23 protein-coding genes are annotated in these 14,919 nt (G+C 58.1%); all 23 read right to left on the bottom strand.

The genetic code is table 11. From position 1 onward, the window contains the following. Positions 1–10: 10 nt before the first annotated feature. The 23 genes from FIV03_RS18615 to rplV all read right to left on the bottom strand — a co-directional run bounded on the left by FIV03_RS18615 (position 11) and on the right by rplV (position 14,917). Positions 11–1,462 carry a DegQ family serine endoprotease gene (locus FIV03_RS18615; RefSeq protein WP_152510566.1) on the bottom strand — a complete coding sequence of 484 codons (1,452 nt, stop codon included), beginning with the start codon at positions 1,460–1,462 and terminating at the stop codon, positions 11–13. A gap of 127 nt (positions 1,463–1,589) precedes the next feature. Next, a complete protein-coding gene (locus tag FIV03_RS18610; protein WP_152510565.1) occupies positions 1,590–3,692 on the bottom strand; it encodes a methyl-accepting chemotaxis protein in 2,103 nt (700 codons plus the stop codon). Between the two features lie 261 nt (positions 3,693–3,953). Next, on the bottom strand, positions 3,954–4,379 hold the full coding sequence (rplQ, locus tag FIV03_RS18605; protein WP_152510564.1) for a 50S ribosomal protein L17: 426 nt from the start codon (positions 4,377–4,379) through the stop codon (positions 3,954–3,956). An 81-nt stretch (positions 4,380–4,460) separates the two neighbouring features. Beyond that, positions 4,461–5,483, bottom strand: coding sequence for a DNA-directed RNA polymerase subunit alpha (locus FIV03_RS18600; protein WP_006936426.1), 1,023 nt, complete (start codon positions 5,481–5,483; stop codon positions 4,461–4,463). A 90-nt stretch (positions 5,484–5,573) separates the two neighbouring features. Next, positions 5,574–5,963 carry a 30S ribosomal protein S11 gene (gene rpsK, locus FIV03_RS18595; RefSeq protein ID WP_006936427.1) on the bottom strand — a complete coding sequence of 130 codons (390 nt, stop codon included), beginning with the start codon at positions 5,961–5,963 and terminating at the stop codon, positions 5,574–5,576. 71 nt (positions 5,964–6,034) lie between these two features. Continuing rightward, entirely contained in the window at positions 6,035–6,403 is a 369-nt protein-coding gene (gene rpsM / locus FIV03_RS18590; protein ID WP_031268319.1) for a 30S ribosomal protein S13, read from the bottom strand. Between the two features lie 179 nt (positions 6,404–6,582). Beyond that, complete coding sequence (locus FIV03_RS18585; protein WP_075284704.1) at positions 6,583–7,179, bottom strand: adenylate kinase; 597 nt, start codon at positions 7,177–7,179, stop codon at positions 6,583–6,585. Beyond that, complete coding sequence (gene secY / locus FIV03_RS18580; protein ID WP_022998250.1) at positions 7,176–8,507, bottom strand: preprotein translocase subunit SecY; 1,332 nt, start codon at positions 8,505–8,507, stop codon at positions 7,176–7,178. The genes FIV03_RS18585 and secY overlap by 4 nt, the downstream gene beginning before the upstream one ends. A gap of 47 nt (positions 8,508–8,554) precedes the next feature. Next, positions 8,555–9,022, bottom strand: coding sequence for a 50S ribosomal protein L15 (gene rplO / locus FIV03_RS18575; protein ID WP_022998249.1), 468 nt, complete (start codon positions 9,020–9,022; stop codon positions 8,555–8,557). A 23-nt stretch (positions 9,023–9,045) separates the two neighbouring features. Further along, complete coding sequence (gene rpmD / locus FIV03_RS18570; RefSeq protein WP_006936433.1) at positions 9,046–9,243, bottom strand: 50S ribosomal protein L30; 198 nt, start codon at positions 9,241–9,243, stop codon at positions 9,046–9,048. Between the two features lie 41 nt (positions 9,244–9,284). Further along, a complete protein-coding gene (gene rpsE / locus FIV03_RS18565) occupies positions 9,285–9,851 on the bottom strand; it encodes a 30S ribosomal protein S5 (protein ID WP_006936434.1) in 567 nt (188 codons plus the stop codon). 41 nt (positions 9,852–9,892) lie between these two features. Continuing rightward, the gene (rplR, locus tag FIV03_RS18560; RefSeq protein ID WP_022998248.1) at positions 9,893–10,255 is read right to left on the bottom strand and encodes a 50S ribosomal protein L18; all 363 of its coding nucleotides are present in this window, start codon (positions 10,253–10,255) and stop codon (positions 9,893–9,895) included. A 12-nt stretch (positions 10,256–10,267) separates the two neighbouring features. Further along, on the bottom strand, positions 10,268–10,801 hold the full coding sequence (rplF, locus tag FIV03_RS18555; protein ID WP_022998247.1) for a 50S ribosomal protein L6: 534 nt from the start codon (positions 10,799–10,801) through the stop codon (positions 10,268–10,270). Positions 10,802–10,841: 40 nt separating this feature from the next. Then, positions 10,842–11,240, bottom strand: coding sequence for a 30S ribosomal protein S8 (gene rpsH, locus FIV03_RS18550; protein WP_006936438.1), 399 nt, complete (start codon positions 11,238–11,240; stop codon positions 10,842–10,844). Positions 11,241–11,252: 12 nt separating this feature from the next. Further along, positions 11,253–11,558 carry a 30S ribosomal protein S14 gene (rpsN, locus tag FIV03_RS18545; RefSeq protein WP_006936439.1) on the bottom strand — a complete coding sequence of 102 codons (306 nt, stop codon included), beginning with the start codon at positions 11,556–11,558 and terminating at the stop codon, positions 11,253–11,255. 21 nt (positions 11,559–11,579) lie between these two features. Then, positions 11,580–12,137: a 50S ribosomal protein L5 gene (gene rplE, locus FIV03_RS18540; protein ID WP_022998246.1), complete on the bottom strand. Its 558-nt coding sequence runs from the start codon at positions 12,135–12,137 to the stop codon at positions 11,580–11,582. Beyond that, a complete protein-coding gene (rplX, locus tag FIV03_RS18535) occupies positions 12,130–12,447 on the bottom strand; it encodes a 50S ribosomal protein L24 (RefSeq protein ID WP_006936441.1) in 318 nt (105 codons plus the stop codon). Before rplX ends, rplE begins: the two co-directional genes overlap by 8 nt. Then, entirely contained in the window at positions 12,447–12,815 is a 369-nt protein-coding gene (gene rplN, locus FIV03_RS18530; RefSeq protein WP_006936443.1) for a 50S ribosomal protein L14, read from the bottom strand. Before rplN ends, rplX begins: the two co-directional genes overlap by 1 nt. 69 nt (positions 12,816–12,884) lie before the next feature. Then, entirely contained in the window at positions 12,885–13,115 is a 231-nt protein-coding gene (gene rpsQ, locus FIV03_RS18525; RefSeq protein ID WP_022998245.1) for a 30S ribosomal protein S17, read from the bottom strand. A 10-nt stretch (positions 13,116–13,125) separates the two neighbouring features. Beyond that, positions 13,126–13,326 carry a 50S ribosomal protein L29 gene (gene rpmC, locus FIV03_RS18520; protein ID WP_006936445.1) on the bottom strand — a complete coding sequence of 67 codons (201 nt, stop codon included), beginning with the start codon at positions 13,324–13,326 and terminating at the stop codon, positions 13,126–13,128. A gap of 21 nt (positions 13,327–13,347) precedes the next feature. Continuing rightward, positions 13,348–13,761: a 50S ribosomal protein L16 gene (rplP, locus tag FIV03_RS18515; RefSeq protein ID WP_022998244.1), complete on the bottom strand. Its 414-nt coding sequence runs from the start codon at positions 13,759–13,761 to the stop codon at positions 13,348–13,350. 47 nt (positions 13,762–13,808) lie between these two features. Next, positions 13,809–14,537 carry a 30S ribosomal protein S3 gene (gene rpsC, locus FIV03_RS18510; RefSeq protein WP_006936448.1) on the bottom strand — a complete coding sequence of 243 codons (729 nt, stop codon included), beginning with the start codon at positions 14,535–14,537 and terminating at the stop codon, positions 13,809–13,811. Then, positions 14,537–14,917 carry a 50S ribosomal protein L22 gene (gene rplV / locus FIV03_RS18505; protein WP_006936449.1) on the bottom strand — a complete coding sequence of 127 codons (381 nt, stop codon included), beginning with the start codon at positions 14,915–14,917 and terminating at the stop codon, positions 14,537–14,539. The genes rpsC and rplV overlap by 1 nt, the downstream gene beginning before the upstream one ends. Positions 14,918–14,919 lie beyond the last annotated feature (2 nt).

The raw sequence follows: 14,919 nt of genomic DNA, 5'->3' as shown, positions 1-14,919 counted from the left end.
ACACTGTCTCCTAACCGCGCAGGATGAGCTGTGAAACCTTGCCGTCCCGCTCGATATCGAGCTGCCAAACACGCGGTGGCTTCTTGGTGATACCTTCCAGCATTTCGGTGGTCTCGACGGTTTGCCGGTTGATCCCCCGGATGATGTCGCCCGGGCGAAGCCCCACACGGTCCGCGGTGCTGCCGCGCTTCACTTCGGCAATCACGACACCGTCGAAAATCCCTTCCATTCCCAGTTCCTCGGAAACGGCAGGCGAAAGGTTCATGACCGTCGCGCCTTCGAAGGGCGAATACTCGACAAGTTCACGTGTATCCCGTGGAATGGTTTCGGGAGCCGGCTGCAGTGACACGGTCACATGCTCTTCCGCACCGTCCCTCAGGACAACAAAATCGGTCTGTTCGCCAATCATCTTTGTTGCGAAACGATAGCCGAAGGAATTGGGATCGGTCACTTCCTTGCCGTCAACCGCAATTACCAGATCGCTGACCCGAAGCCCGGCCTCAAAGGCAGGTGACCCATCAAAGACTGCCGTCACAAGCACACCGCGTGGCCGGTCGAGAGACAGTGCTTCAGCGATTTCGGCATTCACCAGCTGCACTGTCGCGCCCAGCCAAGGCCGCTGCACCTTGCCGCCATGATCGGCAGCTTTCGCAACGAAACGCGCCATATGCGCCGGAATGGCAAAGCCGATACCGTTGGAGCCGCCGGAGCGAGAATAGATGGCCGAGTTGATGCCAACCAGCTTGCCGGTCATATCGACAAGCGCACCGCCGGAGTTGCCCGGGTTGATTGCCGCGTCGGTCTGGATGAAGAACTGAAAGTCCGTCACGCCGACCTGCGTGCGAGCCGTGGCCGAAACGATGCCCTGGGTAACCGTCTGGCCGACACCGAACGGGTTACCGATGGCAAGCACGATGTCGCCGACTTCAAGGCTGTCGGAATCCGCAAAGTCGATGCTTTCGAAAGGTCCATCACCCCGGATCTTCAGCACCGCGAGGTCGGTACGTTCGTCCATGAGAACGATATCGGCATCGAATTCACGACGGTCGTTCAGGGCGACGCGAACGTCGTCCGCGTCCTTGATCACATGATGGTTGGTGATCACCGTACCATCACTCGAAATGATGACGCCGGATCCAAGGGACGATTCAACCCGCTGCCGTGGCCTGTCGTTCCCGCCGGGCTGGCCGAAGAACCGGCGAAAGAAGGGATCGTCCATGAAGGGCGACACTTGCCGACGCTGCACCACCTTGCGGCTCGCATAAACGTTGACCACCGCCGGCGCGACCTTTTTCACGATTGGCGCGAAGGAGAGTTTGATCTGCGCATCGCTTTGCGGAACAAGCCGAAGATCGGCCGGAGACGGCTGCACCGTCTGGGAAAGCGCAGCAGACATACCGATCAGGCCGGCCAGGCCCGCTATGACAAGGGAACGCGTAAAGCTGGTCAGGACCAGGCGCATGGCGGGTGCCTCTTTTTCGAATCTTCTCATATCCATCGCGATACATGGCAGATAGGGAGGAAAAGAGGCAAATACAAAAGGGGCCGCTGGATTTCCGGCGGCCCCTTTTTCATCATGCAGGCTTACTTCAGGCCGAACGAACCTGCGCAAGGAAGCTGCGCACTTCCTGATCCAGTTCTTCAGCTTTCGATGCCATGTCCGCTGCTTCTTCGGAGAAGTTCTGTGCAGCCATGTTGGTATCGTTCGACAGAGAAGAAACGTTGCGGATGTCCTCGGTAACCTTGGAGGTTCCACCGGCAGCCCGCTGAGTGTTCTCTGCAATGCCCTGCGTCGCGTAGCTCTGCTCGGTAACGGCTGCAGCAACTTCGCTCACCGACTTTGTAATCTCGTCGATGGTCTTCTGGATGTCGCCGATGGCATCAACCGCATCGTCGGTCGCCCCGCGGATGGCATCGATCTGCTGCTGGATTTCGCCGGTAGCCTTGCCTGTCTGGGACGCAAGGTCCTTGACCTCGGAGGCAACCACCGCAAAGCCCTTGCCGGCTTCACCGGCACGTGCGGCTTCGATGGTGGCGTTGAGAGCCAGAAGGTTGGTCTGGTCGGCGATATCGGAAATCAACGTGACGACTTCGCCGATCCGGTTGGCAGCTTCCGCAAGCGATCGCACCGTATCGTTGGTCGTTTCCGCACGTTTGGTTGCTTCGGCAGCAACGCTGGAAGAGCGTTCGATCAATGTCGAGATTTCCTGGATCGAGCTGGAAAGCTGATCGGAAGCTGCCGCGATCGATTCCACTTCGGCCAGGGTTTCCTCGGACATAGTGGCCGCATTGGCAGATGTTTCGCCTGCCATGTCGGTCATGCTGCGCATCTTGTTGGCCGATTCGCGCAAGGTTGCAGCGGTATGAGCCACCTTGTCGACGACAGTGCCGACAGTCGCTTCGAAGTCGCCGGCAAGGCTTGCCAGCATTTCCTGGCGCTGCTCTGCCTGACGTCTTGCATCATCGGCTTCCTCGGCTGCACGGCGCTCGTTTTCTTCAGCTGCATTCTGGCGGATCTGAAGAACGGCCCGGCCGATGTCGCCGATTTCGTCCTTGCGGTTCGCAGCCTTGATCTCCGCACCAAGATCACCGGAGGCAATCGCGTTGAGAGCCCCTACAAGCGTGGTGAGAGGACGGGTGATCGACTGGGAGAAGAACAGGGCAATGACGGCTGCAACGGCAATTGTTGCAAGCGACCAGAGGAACATCTGATCGCGCATGCGAATGACGGCAGAAAGCGTTTCTTCAACGCTCTTCTCTGCAACGATGGCCCAGTTCTGCCCCTGGAAGGCTAGCGGACGGGCAACGACAAGATCATCAACGCCATCAGCCCCCTGAACGATACCGGCTGAAGCGGTGCCGGCGGCAGCCTCAATCGCCGGTCCGCTGGAAACGCTGGTGCTGAGCGCAGTCGGCGCTCCTGCAAGCGGCATGTCGCTGAGCGCGAGGCCGTCCTGGTTGATCACGTAAACCTGACCGGTTTCACCAAGGTCTTCACGGTTCGCAACAACTTCACTCAGGAAATCGGAATCGATCCGCATGACGGCAACACCGCTGAGGCTGATCGTACCGAACGAATTCATGAAGACGGGCGATGCCAGGAACAGAGAGCCCTTGCCGCCGGCAGGGGTGTAAGGTGCAAAGACACTGGCGGCGATCTCCCCCTCACCCAGCTCCTTGGCAGCGTTGTAGACTGTCTCCAGGCCGGTCCCTTCGGCAACACTGCCTTCGCCAAGCTTGGACAGGAATTCGTCACCCTTGGTGACCGAATAAAGAATGAGGCCGGCGTTATCGAGCAGATAAAGATCTGCGAAGCCGCCGTTTTTCCAGACATTGTAGAAGGCCGGGTGCGCCTCGGTGTGGCGCCAGGCATACATTGTCTTCTGTTCCTTGCCTGTGACCGCTGCACGTTCTTCAGGGCTCTGCGGCGCCTGGAACAGGCCGAGAATTTCGTCTTTTTCCTTGGCAAGGTTCATGGTCGCGTTGCCAAGGTTGCTCAACGGATCCGACACGCTGGACGCCAGGTTCACGATCTGGGATTCAGCTGCGTGCAGGCGCGACTGCAGGAGCGCGTTACGCGCTGTGATGACCATGCCAAGTTCGGCTTCTGCCGCTTGTTGCAATCCGTCGCGACCGGTCATGTAGCCGATGACACCCACCGCCGCACATGCGGCGACTGTAATCACGATCATCAGAGCCGGAATAACAAAAGAAAGTCGAAGAGAAGGCGACCTCTTCTTAGAAGCGGAATTCGTTTTGGCTATCACAGTAAATCTCCCCAGCCTCTCCCACTAGTCCAGGAGGCATGGCTAGAAGCTAGGCAGTTTTCCTTAAATCATTGATAATTGCGGTCTCATTATTCGAAACGAATACGTTTGGGCGGACAGTCACGAAGACAACAAAAAAAGGCGGGCAAATCTGCCCGCCTTTCCCGATTGCCATTGAGGCAATTATTACGCTGCGTTTTCAGCTGCTTCTTCAGCTTCAACGCGAGCACGGTCTTCAGCACCGCGTTCTTCCGGATCACGGTCGACCAGCTCGATGACAGCCATCGGAGCGTTGTCGCCATAGCGGAAGCCGGCTTTCAGCACGCGGGAATACCCGCCGCTGCGGTCCTTGTAACGCTCACCGAGCGTTTCGAACAGCTTGGCAACCATTGCCGCATCGCGAATCTGCGAAATGGCCTGGCGGCGTGCATGCAGGTCACCGCGCTTGCCCAGGGTGATGAGCTTGTCGATGATCGGCTTCATTTCTTTAGCCTTCGGCAGGGTCGTTACGATCTGTTCGTGCTTGATCAGCGACGCTGCCATGTTCGCGAACATAGCCTTACGGTGGCTAGAGGTCCGGTTGAGCTTGCGGCCGGATTTACCGTGGCGCATGGCCCTCTCCTTTTTCTTTCAGGCAGTCAGTTCTTCTGGTTGAACTCTTGCCCGGTTGATCCTCACAGGACGCGTACGCCCTTAGTACTGATGGTCTTCGTAGCGCTTGGCGAGATCATCGATGTTCTCAGGCGGCCAGTTGGCAACTTCCATGCCGAGATGGAGACCCATCTGGGCGAGAACTTCCTTGATTTCGTTCAGCGACTTGCGGCCGAAATTCGGGGTCCGCAGCATTTCCGCTTCGGTCTTCTGAATGAGATCGCCAATATACACGATATTGTCGTTCTTCAGGCAGTTTGCAGACCGTACAGACAGTTCCAGCTCGTCGACCTTCTTCAGAAGCGCAGGGTTGAAAGCCAGTTCCGGGACGCTGTCCTCGGCGACTTCACGCTGCGGCTCTTCGAAGTTGACGAAGATGGAGAGCTGATCCTGCAGAATGCGTGCAGCGAATGCCACGGCGTCTTCCGGCTTGACGGAACCATCGGTTTCGACAGTCAGGGTCAGCTTGTCATAGTCAAGAACCTGGCCTTCACGGGTGTTTTCCACCTTGTAGGAGACCTTCTTGACCGGAGAGTAGAGGCTGTCGACCGGGATCAGGCCAATCGGCGCATCTTCCGGACGGTTCCGGTCCGAAGAATGGTAGCCCTTGCCGGTGTTGACGGTGAATTCCATGCGGATTTCAGCGCCTTCATCCAGCGTGCAGAGCACCAGTTCCGGATTGAGAACCTCAACGTCGCCAACAGTCTGAATATCGCCGGCGGTAACAACACCCGGGCCCTGTTTGCGCACGACCATGCGCTTGGGTCCCTCGCCTTCCATGCGGATGGCGATTTCCTTGATATTCAGCACGATGTCGGTGACATCTTCCCGGACACCCGGGATCGACGAGAACTCATGCAGAACGCCATCGATCTGAACGGCAGTCACGGCGGCACCCTGCAGAGAAGACAGCAGGATACGGCGCAGCGCGTTGCCAAGGGTCAGACCGTAGCCACGCTCGAGCGGCTCGGCAACGACGGTTGCCAAGAAGCGCGGGTCTTCACCCGGCTTGATCTCGAGTTTGGTCGGCTTGATCAGTTCTTGCCAGTTTTTTTGAATGGTCACGTTTTCGTCCCTTCGGCTATCCCGCCCGGCGGATCAGCGCCAGGCCATTCTTTGCCATTTGGAGAAACAAGTACCTAAAGCTGGGAAGCCTTAGACGCGGCGACGCTTGCGCGGACGGCAGCCGTTGTGCGGAATCGGCGTCACGTCACGGATGGACGTGATCAGGAAACCGGCGGCCTGCAGGGCACGCAGAGCAGATTCACGACCGGAACCCGGACCGCGCACTTCCACTTCCAGGGTGCGCATGCCGTGCTCGGCAGCTTTTTTCGCAGCGTCTTCCGCAGCAACCTGGGCAGCATACGGAGTGGACTTACGGGAACCTTTGAAACCGAGTGCACCGGCGGACGACCAGGAGATCGCGTTGCCCTGTGCGTCGGTGATCGTGATCATGGTGTTGTTGAACGTGGAGTTCACATGCGCGACGCCAGAAGAGATGTTCTTGCGTTCGCGGCGACGCACGCGCGTCGTGTCTTTAGCCATTCTCTTATCCTTGTTTTGATCTCGTCACTGCCGTAATGCCGGCAGCTCCACCACCAATCGAGGCAGGGTAATTACTTCTTCTTACCAGCGATCGGTTTAGCCGGACCCTTGCGGGTACGTGCGTTCGTGTGCGTCCGCTGACCGCGAACCGGCAGGCCGCGACGGTGACGCAGGCCGCGGTAGCAGCCAAGGTCCATCAGACGCTTGATGTTCATCGCGGTCTCGCGACGCAGGTCACCTTCAACGAGGTAATCGCGGTCGATGGTTTCGCGGATGGACAGAACTTCTGCGTCGGAAAGCTCGTTCACACGGCGGGCAGCATCGATGTTGTTCTTTTCGATGATTTCCTGCGCGAACTTCGCGCCGATGCCGTGAATGTACTGAAGCGCGATGACAACGCGCTTGTTCGTCGGGATGTTAACGCCAGCAATACGTGCCACGTTCGTCTCCATGATTACGCAGCGAGACCATGGTCTTGCCGCAGGTTGTAATGCCCGCGTCCGGTGGAGTCCGGCCCTTGCGGGTACGAAAATGCCGGGGCAACCCCGGCACAGAGAATGCCGGCCCCACGTACATGGAACCGGCTTAACTGTAAGCTAGAGCGGGTCGTTTAACGGCTCTAAACCTTTTCGTCAAGTCCTTGAAGAACGGAATCTATTGAAGCCGTCACTTCATCAATGGACTGCATGCCGTCAATCACGGAAAGAAGACCTGTCTTCTCGTAATACGGCACAACAACTGCGGTATCGCGGTTGTAGGCTTCAAGACGTTGCTTGAAGACTTCCGGGTCATCGTCCTTGCGCACCGGCTGACCGGCAGCCTGTGCATCAGCGGCACGCTTGATGATCCGATCGACCAGCTTCGACTGGTCGACACGCAGTTCGATTACGGCATTCAGCTTGAGGCTGTTTGCTTCCAGCATCTCGTCAAGCGCTTCGGCCTGGGCGAGCGTGCGGGGAAAACCATCAAGAATGAATCCGTTCTTGGCATCTTCTTCGGCGATCCGGTCGCGGATGATACCGACAACGATCTCATCCGACACGAGCCCACCTGCGTCCATGACTTCCTTGGCTTTAACGCCTACCGGGGTCTGGGCGGCCACTGCGGCCCGCAGCATGTCTCCGGTGGAGAGCTGCGGGATCGCGTATTTCGCAACGAGGTGCGCGGCCTGTGTCCCCTTCCCCGCTCCTGGCGGTCCAACCAGAATAAGCCTCATCGACGCCTCCCACTTAATTTCGCTTTTTTCACCAGACCCTCATATTGGTGCGCAAGCAAATGCCCCTGGATCTGTGACACGGTATCCATCGTCACGCTTACGACAATCAACAAAGAGGTGCCACCGAAATAGAACGGAACGCCTGTCGCCGAAATAAGGAATTCGGGTAATAGACAAACGACGGTGATGTAAATTGCACCGACCACCGTAATGCGCGTCAGAACGTAGTCGATATACTGCGCTGTACGCTCGCCGGGACGGATCCCGGGAATGAAACCGCCGTGTTTCTTCAGGTTGTCCGCAGTGTCGCTCGGATTGAAAACGATCGCGGTATAGAAGAAACAGAAGAACACGATCATCGCTGCGTAGAACACCATGAACAACGGCTGGCCGTGACCAAGCGCCGCAGTGATATACGTCAGCCACTCATTGCCCGAACCCTGACTGAAGCCGCCGATAGTGGCGGGAACCAGCAGAAGGGAGGACGCGAAGATCGGCGGAATCACACCAGCAGTGTTGAGCTTGAGCGGCAGGAACGAGGTGTTGCCCTCGAACATGCGGTTGCCCATCTGGCGCTTCGGATACTGAATCAGCAGTCTGCGCTGAGCCCGCTCCATGAACACGATCAGTGCGATCACCACGACAGCCAGTATCAGGATGCCGAGAATCAGGATCGTCGACATCGAACCCTGGCGGCCGAGTTCAAGCACGTTGACCAGCGCGACCGGCAGACCGGCGACAATGCCGGCAAAGATGATCAGCGAAATACCGTTACCGATACCGCGCGATGTGATCTGCTCACCGAGCCACATCAGGAACATGGTACCGCCGACAAGCGTCAGAACAGTTGAAGCCCGGAAGAACCAGCCCGGATCGGCAACCACATTGGTCGCTCCTTCCAGACCGACTGCGATACCGTAAGCCTGGAAAGCCGCCAGGATAACAGTGCCGTAGCGCGTGTACTGGTTGATGACCTTGCGGCCCTGCTCGCCTTCCTTCTTCATCTGCTCGAGCGTCGGAACGACGGTCGTCATGAGCTGCATGATAATGGAGGCGGAAATATACGGCATAATGCCGAGAGCGAAGATCGCCATGCGCTCGACAGCACCGCCGGCAAACATGTTGAACATGCCGATGATGCCGGACTGGGCCTGATTGAAGGCCTGCGCAAAGGCGTCCGGATTGATGCCGGGCAAGGGAATGTAAGTGCCCAGTCGATAAACCAAAAGCGCCCCCAGTGTGAACCAGATGCGCTTTTTGAGTTCTTCAGCCTTGGCGAAAGCTGAGAAATTGAGATTTGACGCCAGTTGCTCGGCGGCCGATGCCATGCCCTACTCCGGAATGCTTGCCCAAGAAATGGGTGAAGCCCAGGCTGTTAAGCCTGAGCTCCCAGAACGGCAACCTTGCCGCCTGCTTTTTCGATCGCTGCAACAGCGCCCTTGGAGGCACCGGCAACTTCAAAGGTCACTGCAGCGGTGAGTTCACCGTTGGCAACGATGCGCACACCGTCACGGACCCGCTTGACAACGCCTGCTGCCTTCAGCGCTTCGACGGTAACCGTCTCGGACGCATTCAGCTTGCCTGCATCAATCGCCTTCTGAACACGACCAACGGACACAGTGTTGTAGTCCTTGGCAAAAATGTTCGTGAAGCCGCGCTTCGGCAGACGGCGGTGAAGCGGCATCTGACCGCCTTCAAAGCCTTTGATGGCAACGCCGGAACGGGACTTCTGACCTTTGACACCACGGCCACCGGTCTTGCCCTTGCCGGACCCGATGCCGCGAGCCACACGCATGCGGTCTTTTACGGCACCTTCGTTGTCACGAAGTTCATTGAGCTTCATGTTCGTTTCTCCTCACCCCGTTCTTACGCGTTGTCTTCGACGACGCGAACGAGATGCTGGACCTTATTGATCATGCCGCGCACTTCAGGAGTATCCTTCAGTGTGGAACGGCGGTGCATCTTGTTCAGGCCGAGACCGACGAGCGTCGCGCGCTGGTCCTTAGGACGGCGCAGCGGGCTGCCGATCTGTTCGACCGTGACAGTCTTTTCGGTGTTCGCCATGGAACATACCCTCTCTCAGCTGGGGACCGGAGCCGCTAAGGTCAAGCCTCAGCGGCAGCCGAAGCCGCCTCATCGTTGTTGTCACGACGGCGGGACTGCAGCACAGAGACCTTCAGGCCACGGCGGGCAGCGACGGAACGCGGGCTGTCTTCCTTGGTCAGCGCAGCAAAAGTTGCACGCACCATGTTGTAGGGGTTGGAAGTCCCCAGAGACTTGGCCACAACGTCCTGGACGCCGAGCGTTTCGAAAACGGCACGCATCGGGCCGCCTGCGATGATACCGGTACCGGCCGGAGCTGCACGAAGCAGAACCTTGCCAGCGCCGTGACGGCCTTCCACATCGTGGTGGAGGGTCCGGCCTTCGCGAAGCGGTACACGGATCATCGTGCGCTTTGCTGCTTCAGTTGCCTTACGGATGGCTTCCGGCACTTCACGCGCCTTGCCATGACCGAAGCCGACGCGGCCCTTCTGGTCACCAACCACAACGAGTGCTGCGAAGCCGAAACGACGGCCACCCTTGACCACTTTCGCAACGCGGTTGATGTGAACGAGCTTGTCGACGAATTCGCTGTCTCGCTCGTCGCGATCGCGATTTTCTTGTCTCGCCATATTATACGTCTTCCGTTCTTAAGAGCGCCAACGGGCGCTGGTCAGAATTCAAGTCCACCTTCACGGGCTGCATCAGCAAGCGCTTTTACGCGCCCATGATACTGGTACCCGCCACGGTCGAACACGACCTGCTTTACGCCAGCGGCAGCAGCACGCTCGGCGACAAGCTTGCCAACGGCTGCGGCTGCAGCGACGTCGGCGCCCGTTTTCAGGCTGCTCTTGAGATCTGTTTCGATCGTTGAAGCAGAGACAATCGTATGTCCCTTCGCATCGTCGATGATCTGGGCGTAGATCTGCTTCGACGAGCGGAAGACAGAAAGGCGCGGACGACCGTTCGCGGCTTTCTGAATCGAACGGCGCACGCGATCGCGGCGGCGCTCGAAAGCTTGTTTGCTGTTCGCCATGATCTGGGTCCGTTACTTCTTCTTGCCTTCTTTGCGGACGATGAACTCGCCTGCATAACGAACGCCTTTGCCCTTGTAGGGCTCCGGCGGGCGGAATTCACGAATTTCAGCAGCAACCTGACCGACGCGCTGTTTGTCGGTACCGGTGATGTTGATTTCCGTGGGTTTCGGGCACACGATATCGATACCATCCGGGATCGGATAGACAACGTCATGAGAGAAACCGAGCGCCAGCTGAAGGTTCTTGCCCTGGACCTGAGCGCGATAACCGACACCGGTGATGGCGAGGTCTTTCTTGAAGCCCTCGGTTACGCCAGTGATCAGGTTCGCGACCATGGTACGGCTCATGCCCCACATGGAGCGAGCCGGCTTGGAGCTGTTGCACGGATCGATTTTGATCCCATCATCCGTCATTTCGGCCAGAACAAGATCATTGAGCACGAAAGACTTTTCGCCTTTCGGGCCCTTGATCGTAACCGTCTGACCGTCGATCGATGCCGTTACCCCGCTTGGCACGGGGACTGGCTTTTTGCCAATACGAGACATATGACCAACCTTGTCGTTGTTTTAAAATGAGGATGCCGCATCAGAAGACGCGGCAAAGAACCTCACCACCTACGTTTTCGTCCCGCGCCTGATGGTCGCTCATGACACCACGCGGAGTCGAAATGATCGACACGCCCAGGCCATTAGAGACATGCGGGATGTTTTTCACCGACGAGTACACGCGGCGGCCCGGCTTGGACACACGTTCAATCGTGCGGATAACCGGTTCACCGTCGAAATACTTCAGTTCGATTTCCAACTCGGACTTACCGCCCTCGTATTCAACCGTGGTGTAGCCACGGATGTACCCCTCTTTTGCGAGCACATCAAGTACATGTGCGCGCAATTTGGAATTTGGTGAACTGACCTTGTTCTTGCGACGCATCTGCGCGTTGCGAATGCGGGTCAGCATATCCCCCAACGGATCAGAAATTGCCATCGGAGTTTCTCCTTACCAGCTCGACTTGACCAGGCCCGGGATCTTACCCAGGGAGCCCAGTTCACGAAGCGCAATACGCGACATCTTCAGCTTGCGGTAAAAACCGCGCGGACGGCCGGACACTTCGCAACGGTTGCGAACGCGGTTCGGCGCGGAGTTCCGCGGCAATTTTGCCAGCTTCAGGCGTGCGTTGTACCGCTCTTCCAGGGACAGGCTTTCATCTTTAGCCAGTGCCTTCAGGGCAGCGCGCTTCTCAGCGTATTTCTTTACAAGCTTCTCGCGGCGCTTGTTCTTCTCGATTGCGCTTTTCTTCGCCATCGTCGATCCCTTCCTTGCCCGTTACTTCGTGAACGGGAAGTTGAACGCGCGCAGAAGCTCGCGTGCTTCGTCGTCATTCGGCGCCGTGGTGCAGATGATCACGTCCATGCCCCAGATCTGGTCGACCTTGTCGTATTCGATTTCCGGGAACACGATGTGTTCTTTGATGCCCATGGCGTAGTTGCCGCGACCGTCGAAGCTCTTCGGGTTCAGACCACGGAAGTCACGAACGCGCGGCAGCGCGATGGTGATCAGACGGTCCAGGAATTCGAACATCTGCTGGCGGCGCAGTGTAACCTTTGCACCAAGCGGCATGCCTTCGCGAACCTTGAAGGTTGCGATCGACTTTTTCGCCTTGGTGATCACCGGCTTCTGACCGGCAATCAGTGCCAGGTCGTCAGCTGCGATACGCGCCTTCTTGGAATCGCTGACCGCTTCGCCGACACCGACGTTGAGGACAATCTTTTCCAGCTGCGGAACCTGCATGACGTTCTTGTACTGGAACTTCTCCAGAAGCTGCTTGCGCACAACTTCGTCATAATGCGTCTTGAGACGCGGCACGTTAGTGGTCTCAGCCATCGATCAGGTCTCCCGAACGCTTGGCCACACGGACCTTGGTGCCATCGTCCTGCACTTTGAAGCCGACGCGGGTCGCCTTGCCGTCCTTCGGATCGGCCAGTGCAACGTTGGAAAGGTGAATCGGGGCTTCCTTGGCCACGATGCCTGCTTCCTGCGTCTGGGTCTGCTTCTGGTGGCGGCGAACCATGTTGATGCCGCGGACCAGGGCCTTGTTGTCAGCCGGCAGCATCTGGATGACTTCGCCGGACTTACCCTTGTCACGGCCGGTCAGCACAACCACCGTGTCGCCTTTTTTAATTTTCGCAGCCATCAGAGCACCTCCGGCGCGAGCGAAATGATTTTCATATGGTTCTTTGCACGGAGTTCACGCGGTACCGGTCCGAAGATACGGGTGCCGATCGGCTCCTTGTTGTTGTTGACCAGCACGGCCGCATTGCGGTCGAACCGGATCACGCTGCCATCGGGACGGCGGATATCCTTTGCCGTGCGCACGACGACAGCCTTCATCACGTCGCCCTTCTTAACGCGGCCCCGCGGAATTGCCTCTTTCACGGAGACGACGATGATGTCGCCTACCTGGGCATATTTACGCTTGGAGCCGCCGAGCACTTTGATGCACATGACACGACGAGCGCCGGAATTATCCGCGACGTCGAGGTTTGTTTGCATCTGAATCATGACTGGCTGCCTTGTTCTTCTGATGGCGCTCGGGTCACGGGCGCCTGATGCTCACTGAATGGAGCGCGGTCACTGAGCGACCACGGTCCAACGTTTGTTTTTAGAGATCGGCGCGCATTCTTCGATCTGAACAATGTCGCCAACCTTGTACTGGTTGGTTTCGTCGTGTGCGCGGTACTTCTTGGTCCGGCGCACAGTCTTCTTCAGCAGCGGGTGCGTGAAGCGGCGCTCCACATTCACCGTCACCGTCTTGTCATTGGCGTCGCTGACAACGGTGCCCTGCAGGATACGCTTCGGCATGGCCGTCTCCTTACGCGTTCGCCGACACGCGCTTTTCGCGCATGATCGTCTGGATACGCGCGATATCACGGCGGATCTGCCGGACACGCGCAGTGTTTTCAAGCTGACCCGTAGCCCGCTGGAAGCGCAGGTTGAACTGCTCTTTCTTCAGGCCTTCAAGCTCACTGCGGAGCTCGTCGAGGGTCTTAGCCCGTACATCGGTAGCCTTCATGGCTCTAACTCCTCGCCTGCCCTACTCGCCGATACGCTGAACGAAGCGGCACTTGATCGGCAGTTTGGCTGCAGCAAGACGCATGGCTTCACGCGCAATGTCTTCCGGCACACCGTCGATTTCGAACATGATCCGGCCTGGCTTGACACGGCAAGCCCAGTAATCCGGAGAACCCTTACCTTTACCCATGCGGACTTCAGCAGGTTTCGAGGAAACCGGGACGTCCGGGAAGATGCGGATCCAAACACGACCCGCACGCTTCATGTGGCGGGTCATAGCACGGCGGGCCGCTTCGATCTGACGTGCCGTAACACGCTCCGGCTCAATCGCCTTCAGACCGAATGCGCCGAAGTTGAGGTCAGTGCCTCCCTTCGACAAGCCGTGGATGCGGCCCTTGTGCTGCTTGCGGAACTTTGTGCGCTTCGGTTGCAGCATCGTTCTTCTCTCGTCTTTCTTAAGTTACGAGCGGCAGGCAGCTTGAATTAAGCTGCGCGCTCGCGGCCCCGATCCCGGCGTCCGCCGCGATCACCCTGGTTGCCTTCGGAAGCAGCGGTCGCACGGCGCTCAGACGCCATCGGATCGTGTTCCAGAATTTCACCCTTGAAGATCCAGACCTTCACACCGCACACACCGTAAGCCGTGTGAGCGCTTGCAACACCGTAGTCGATGTCTGCACGCAGCGTGTGAAGCGGGACGCGGCCTTCGCGGTACCATTCGATACGCGCAATTTCCGCACCGCCGAGACGGCCACCGCAGTTGATACGGATGCCCTGTGCACCGAGACGCATGGCGGACTGAACGGCCCGCTTCATGGCGCGACGGAAAGCAACGCGGCGTTCCAGCTGCTGGGCAATCGACTGGGCGACCAGGGTCGCGTCGATTTCCGGCTTGCGCACTTCAACGATGTTGAGATGCACTTCGGAATTGGTGATGTCGGCGATCTTCTTGCGAAGACGCTCGATATCGGCACCCTTTTTACCGATGACCACACCCGGACGACCGGAGTGAATGGACACACGGCACTTCTTGTGCGGGCGTTCGATAACAACCTTGGATACGGCAGCCTGCTTCAGTTCCTTCAGCAGGAGCTCACGGATGCGGAAATCTTCGTGCAGAAGATCGCCGTATTCGTTCTTGTTCGCGTACCAGCGGCTGTCCCAGGTGCGGTTGATCCCGAGGCGCATGCCGATCGGGTTTGTCTTATGTCCCATCAGGCAGTCTCCTCAACTTCGCGCACGACGATGGTCAGGTTCGAGAACGGCTTCTCGATCCGGCCAACGCGGCCGCGTGCACGGGCCTGGAACCGCTTGATCACAAATGCCTTGCCGACATGTGCTTCAGCAACCACCAGGTTGTCGATGTCCAGGTCATGGTTGTTTTCCGCGTTGGCAATGGCCGACATCAAGGTCTTCTTGACGTCCTGCGCAATGCGCTTGCGGGAGAATGTCAGGTCCGCAATCGCGGAACCGACTTTTTTGCCACGGATCGAAGCCGCAACGAGGTTCAGCTTGCGCGGGGAAACGCGCAGCATGCGGGTCATTGCCCGGGCCTCATTGTCAGCGAGCGTCCGCTCACGCTTCGGCTTGCCCATCG

The sequence above is a fragment of the Labrenzia sp. THAF187b genome (assembly GCF_009363375.1).
In the GTDB taxonomy this organism is placed as follows: Bacteria; Pseudomonadota; Alphaproteobacteria; order Rhizobiales; family Stappiaceae; genus Roseibium; species Roseibium algicola.
Note: the sequence above shows the minus strand (reverse complement) of the source record. Positions and strands in the feature narration are given on the sequence as shown.

Bases quoted from the DNA above. Each gene is read 5' to 3' on its own strand.
- rplQ (WP_152510564.1), bottom strand. From the start codon at position 4,379: ATGCGCCACGGTAAATCCGGCCGCAAGCTCAACCGGACCTCTAGCCAC.
- rplO (WP_022998249.1), bottom strand. From the start codon at position 9,022: ATGAAGCTCAATGAACTTCGTGACAACGAAGGTGCCGTAAAAGACCGC.
- rplE (WP_022998246.1), bottom strand. From the start codon at position 12,137: ATGGCTGAGACCACTAACGTGCCGCGTCTCAAGACGCATTATGACGAA.
- FIV03_RS18610 (WP_152510565.1), bottom strand. From the start codon at position 3,692: ATGATCGTGATTACAGTCGCCGCATGTGCGGCGGTGGGTGTCATCGGC.
- rpsE (WP_006936434.1), bottom strand. From the start codon at position 9,851: ATGGCGAGACAAGAAAATCGCGATCGCGACGAGCGAGACAGCGAATTC.
- rpsQ (WP_022998245.1), bottom strand. From the start codon at position 13,115: ATGCCGAAGCGTATCCTGCAGGGCACCGTTGTCAGCGACGCCAATGAC.
- FIV03_RS18615 (WP_152510566.1), bottom strand. From the start codon at position 1,462: ATGCGCCTGGTCCTGACCAGCTTTACGCGTTCCCTTGTCATAGCGGGC.
- rpsC (WP_006936448.1), bottom strand. From the start codon at position 14,537: ATGGGACATAAGACAAACCCGATCGGCATGCGCCTCGGGATCAACCGC.
- rplX (WP_006936441.1), bottom strand. From the start codon at position 12,447: ATGGCTGCGAAAATTAAAAAAGGCGACACGGTGGTTGTGCTGACCGGC.
- rplV (WP_006936449.1), bottom strand. From the start codon at position 14,917: ATGGGCAAGCCGAAGCGTGAGCGGACGCTCGCTGACAATGAGGCCCGG.
- rplF (WP_022998247.1), bottom strand. From the start codon at position 10,801: ATGTCTCGTATTGGCAAAAAGCCAGTCCCCGTGCCAAGCGGGGTAACG.
- rplR (WP_022998248.1), bottom strand. From the start codon at position 10,255: ATGGCGAACAGCAAACAAGCTTTCGAGCGCCGCCGCGATCGCGTGCGC.
- rpsK (WP_006936427.1), bottom strand. From the start codon at position 5,963: ATGGCTAAAGACACGACGCGCGTGCGTCGCCGCGAACGCAAGAACATC.
- rpsH (WP_006936438.1), bottom strand. From the start codon at position 11,240: ATGGCAATTTCTGATCCGTTGGGGGATATGCTGACCCGCATTCGCAAC.
- rplP (WP_022998244.1), bottom strand. From the start codon at position 13,761: ATGCTGCAACCGAAGCGCACAAAGTTCCGCAAGCAGCACAAGGGCCGC.
- rpmD (WP_006936433.1), bottom strand. From the start codon at position 9,243: ATGGCGAACACCGAAAAGACTGTCACGGTCGAACAGATCGGCAGCCCG.
- rplN (WP_006936443.1), bottom strand. From the start codon at position 12,815: ATGATTCAGATGCAAACAAACCTCGACGTCGCGGATAATTCCGGCGCT.
- secY (WP_022998250.1), bottom strand. From the start codon at position 8,507: ATGGCATCGGCCGCCGAGCAACTGGCGTCAAATCTCAATTTCTCAGCT.
- FIV03_RS18585 (WP_075284704.1), bottom strand. From the start codon at position 7,179: ATGAGGCTTATTCTGGTTGGACCGCCAGGAGCGGGGAAGGGGACACAG.
- rpmC (WP_006936445.1), bottom strand. From the start codon at position 13,326: ATGAAGGCTACCGATGTACGGGCTAAGACCCTCGACGAGCTCCGCAGT.
- rpsN (WP_006936439.1), bottom strand. From the start codon at position 11,558: ATGGCGAAGAAAAGCGCAATCGAGAAGAACAAGCGCCGCGAGAAGCTT.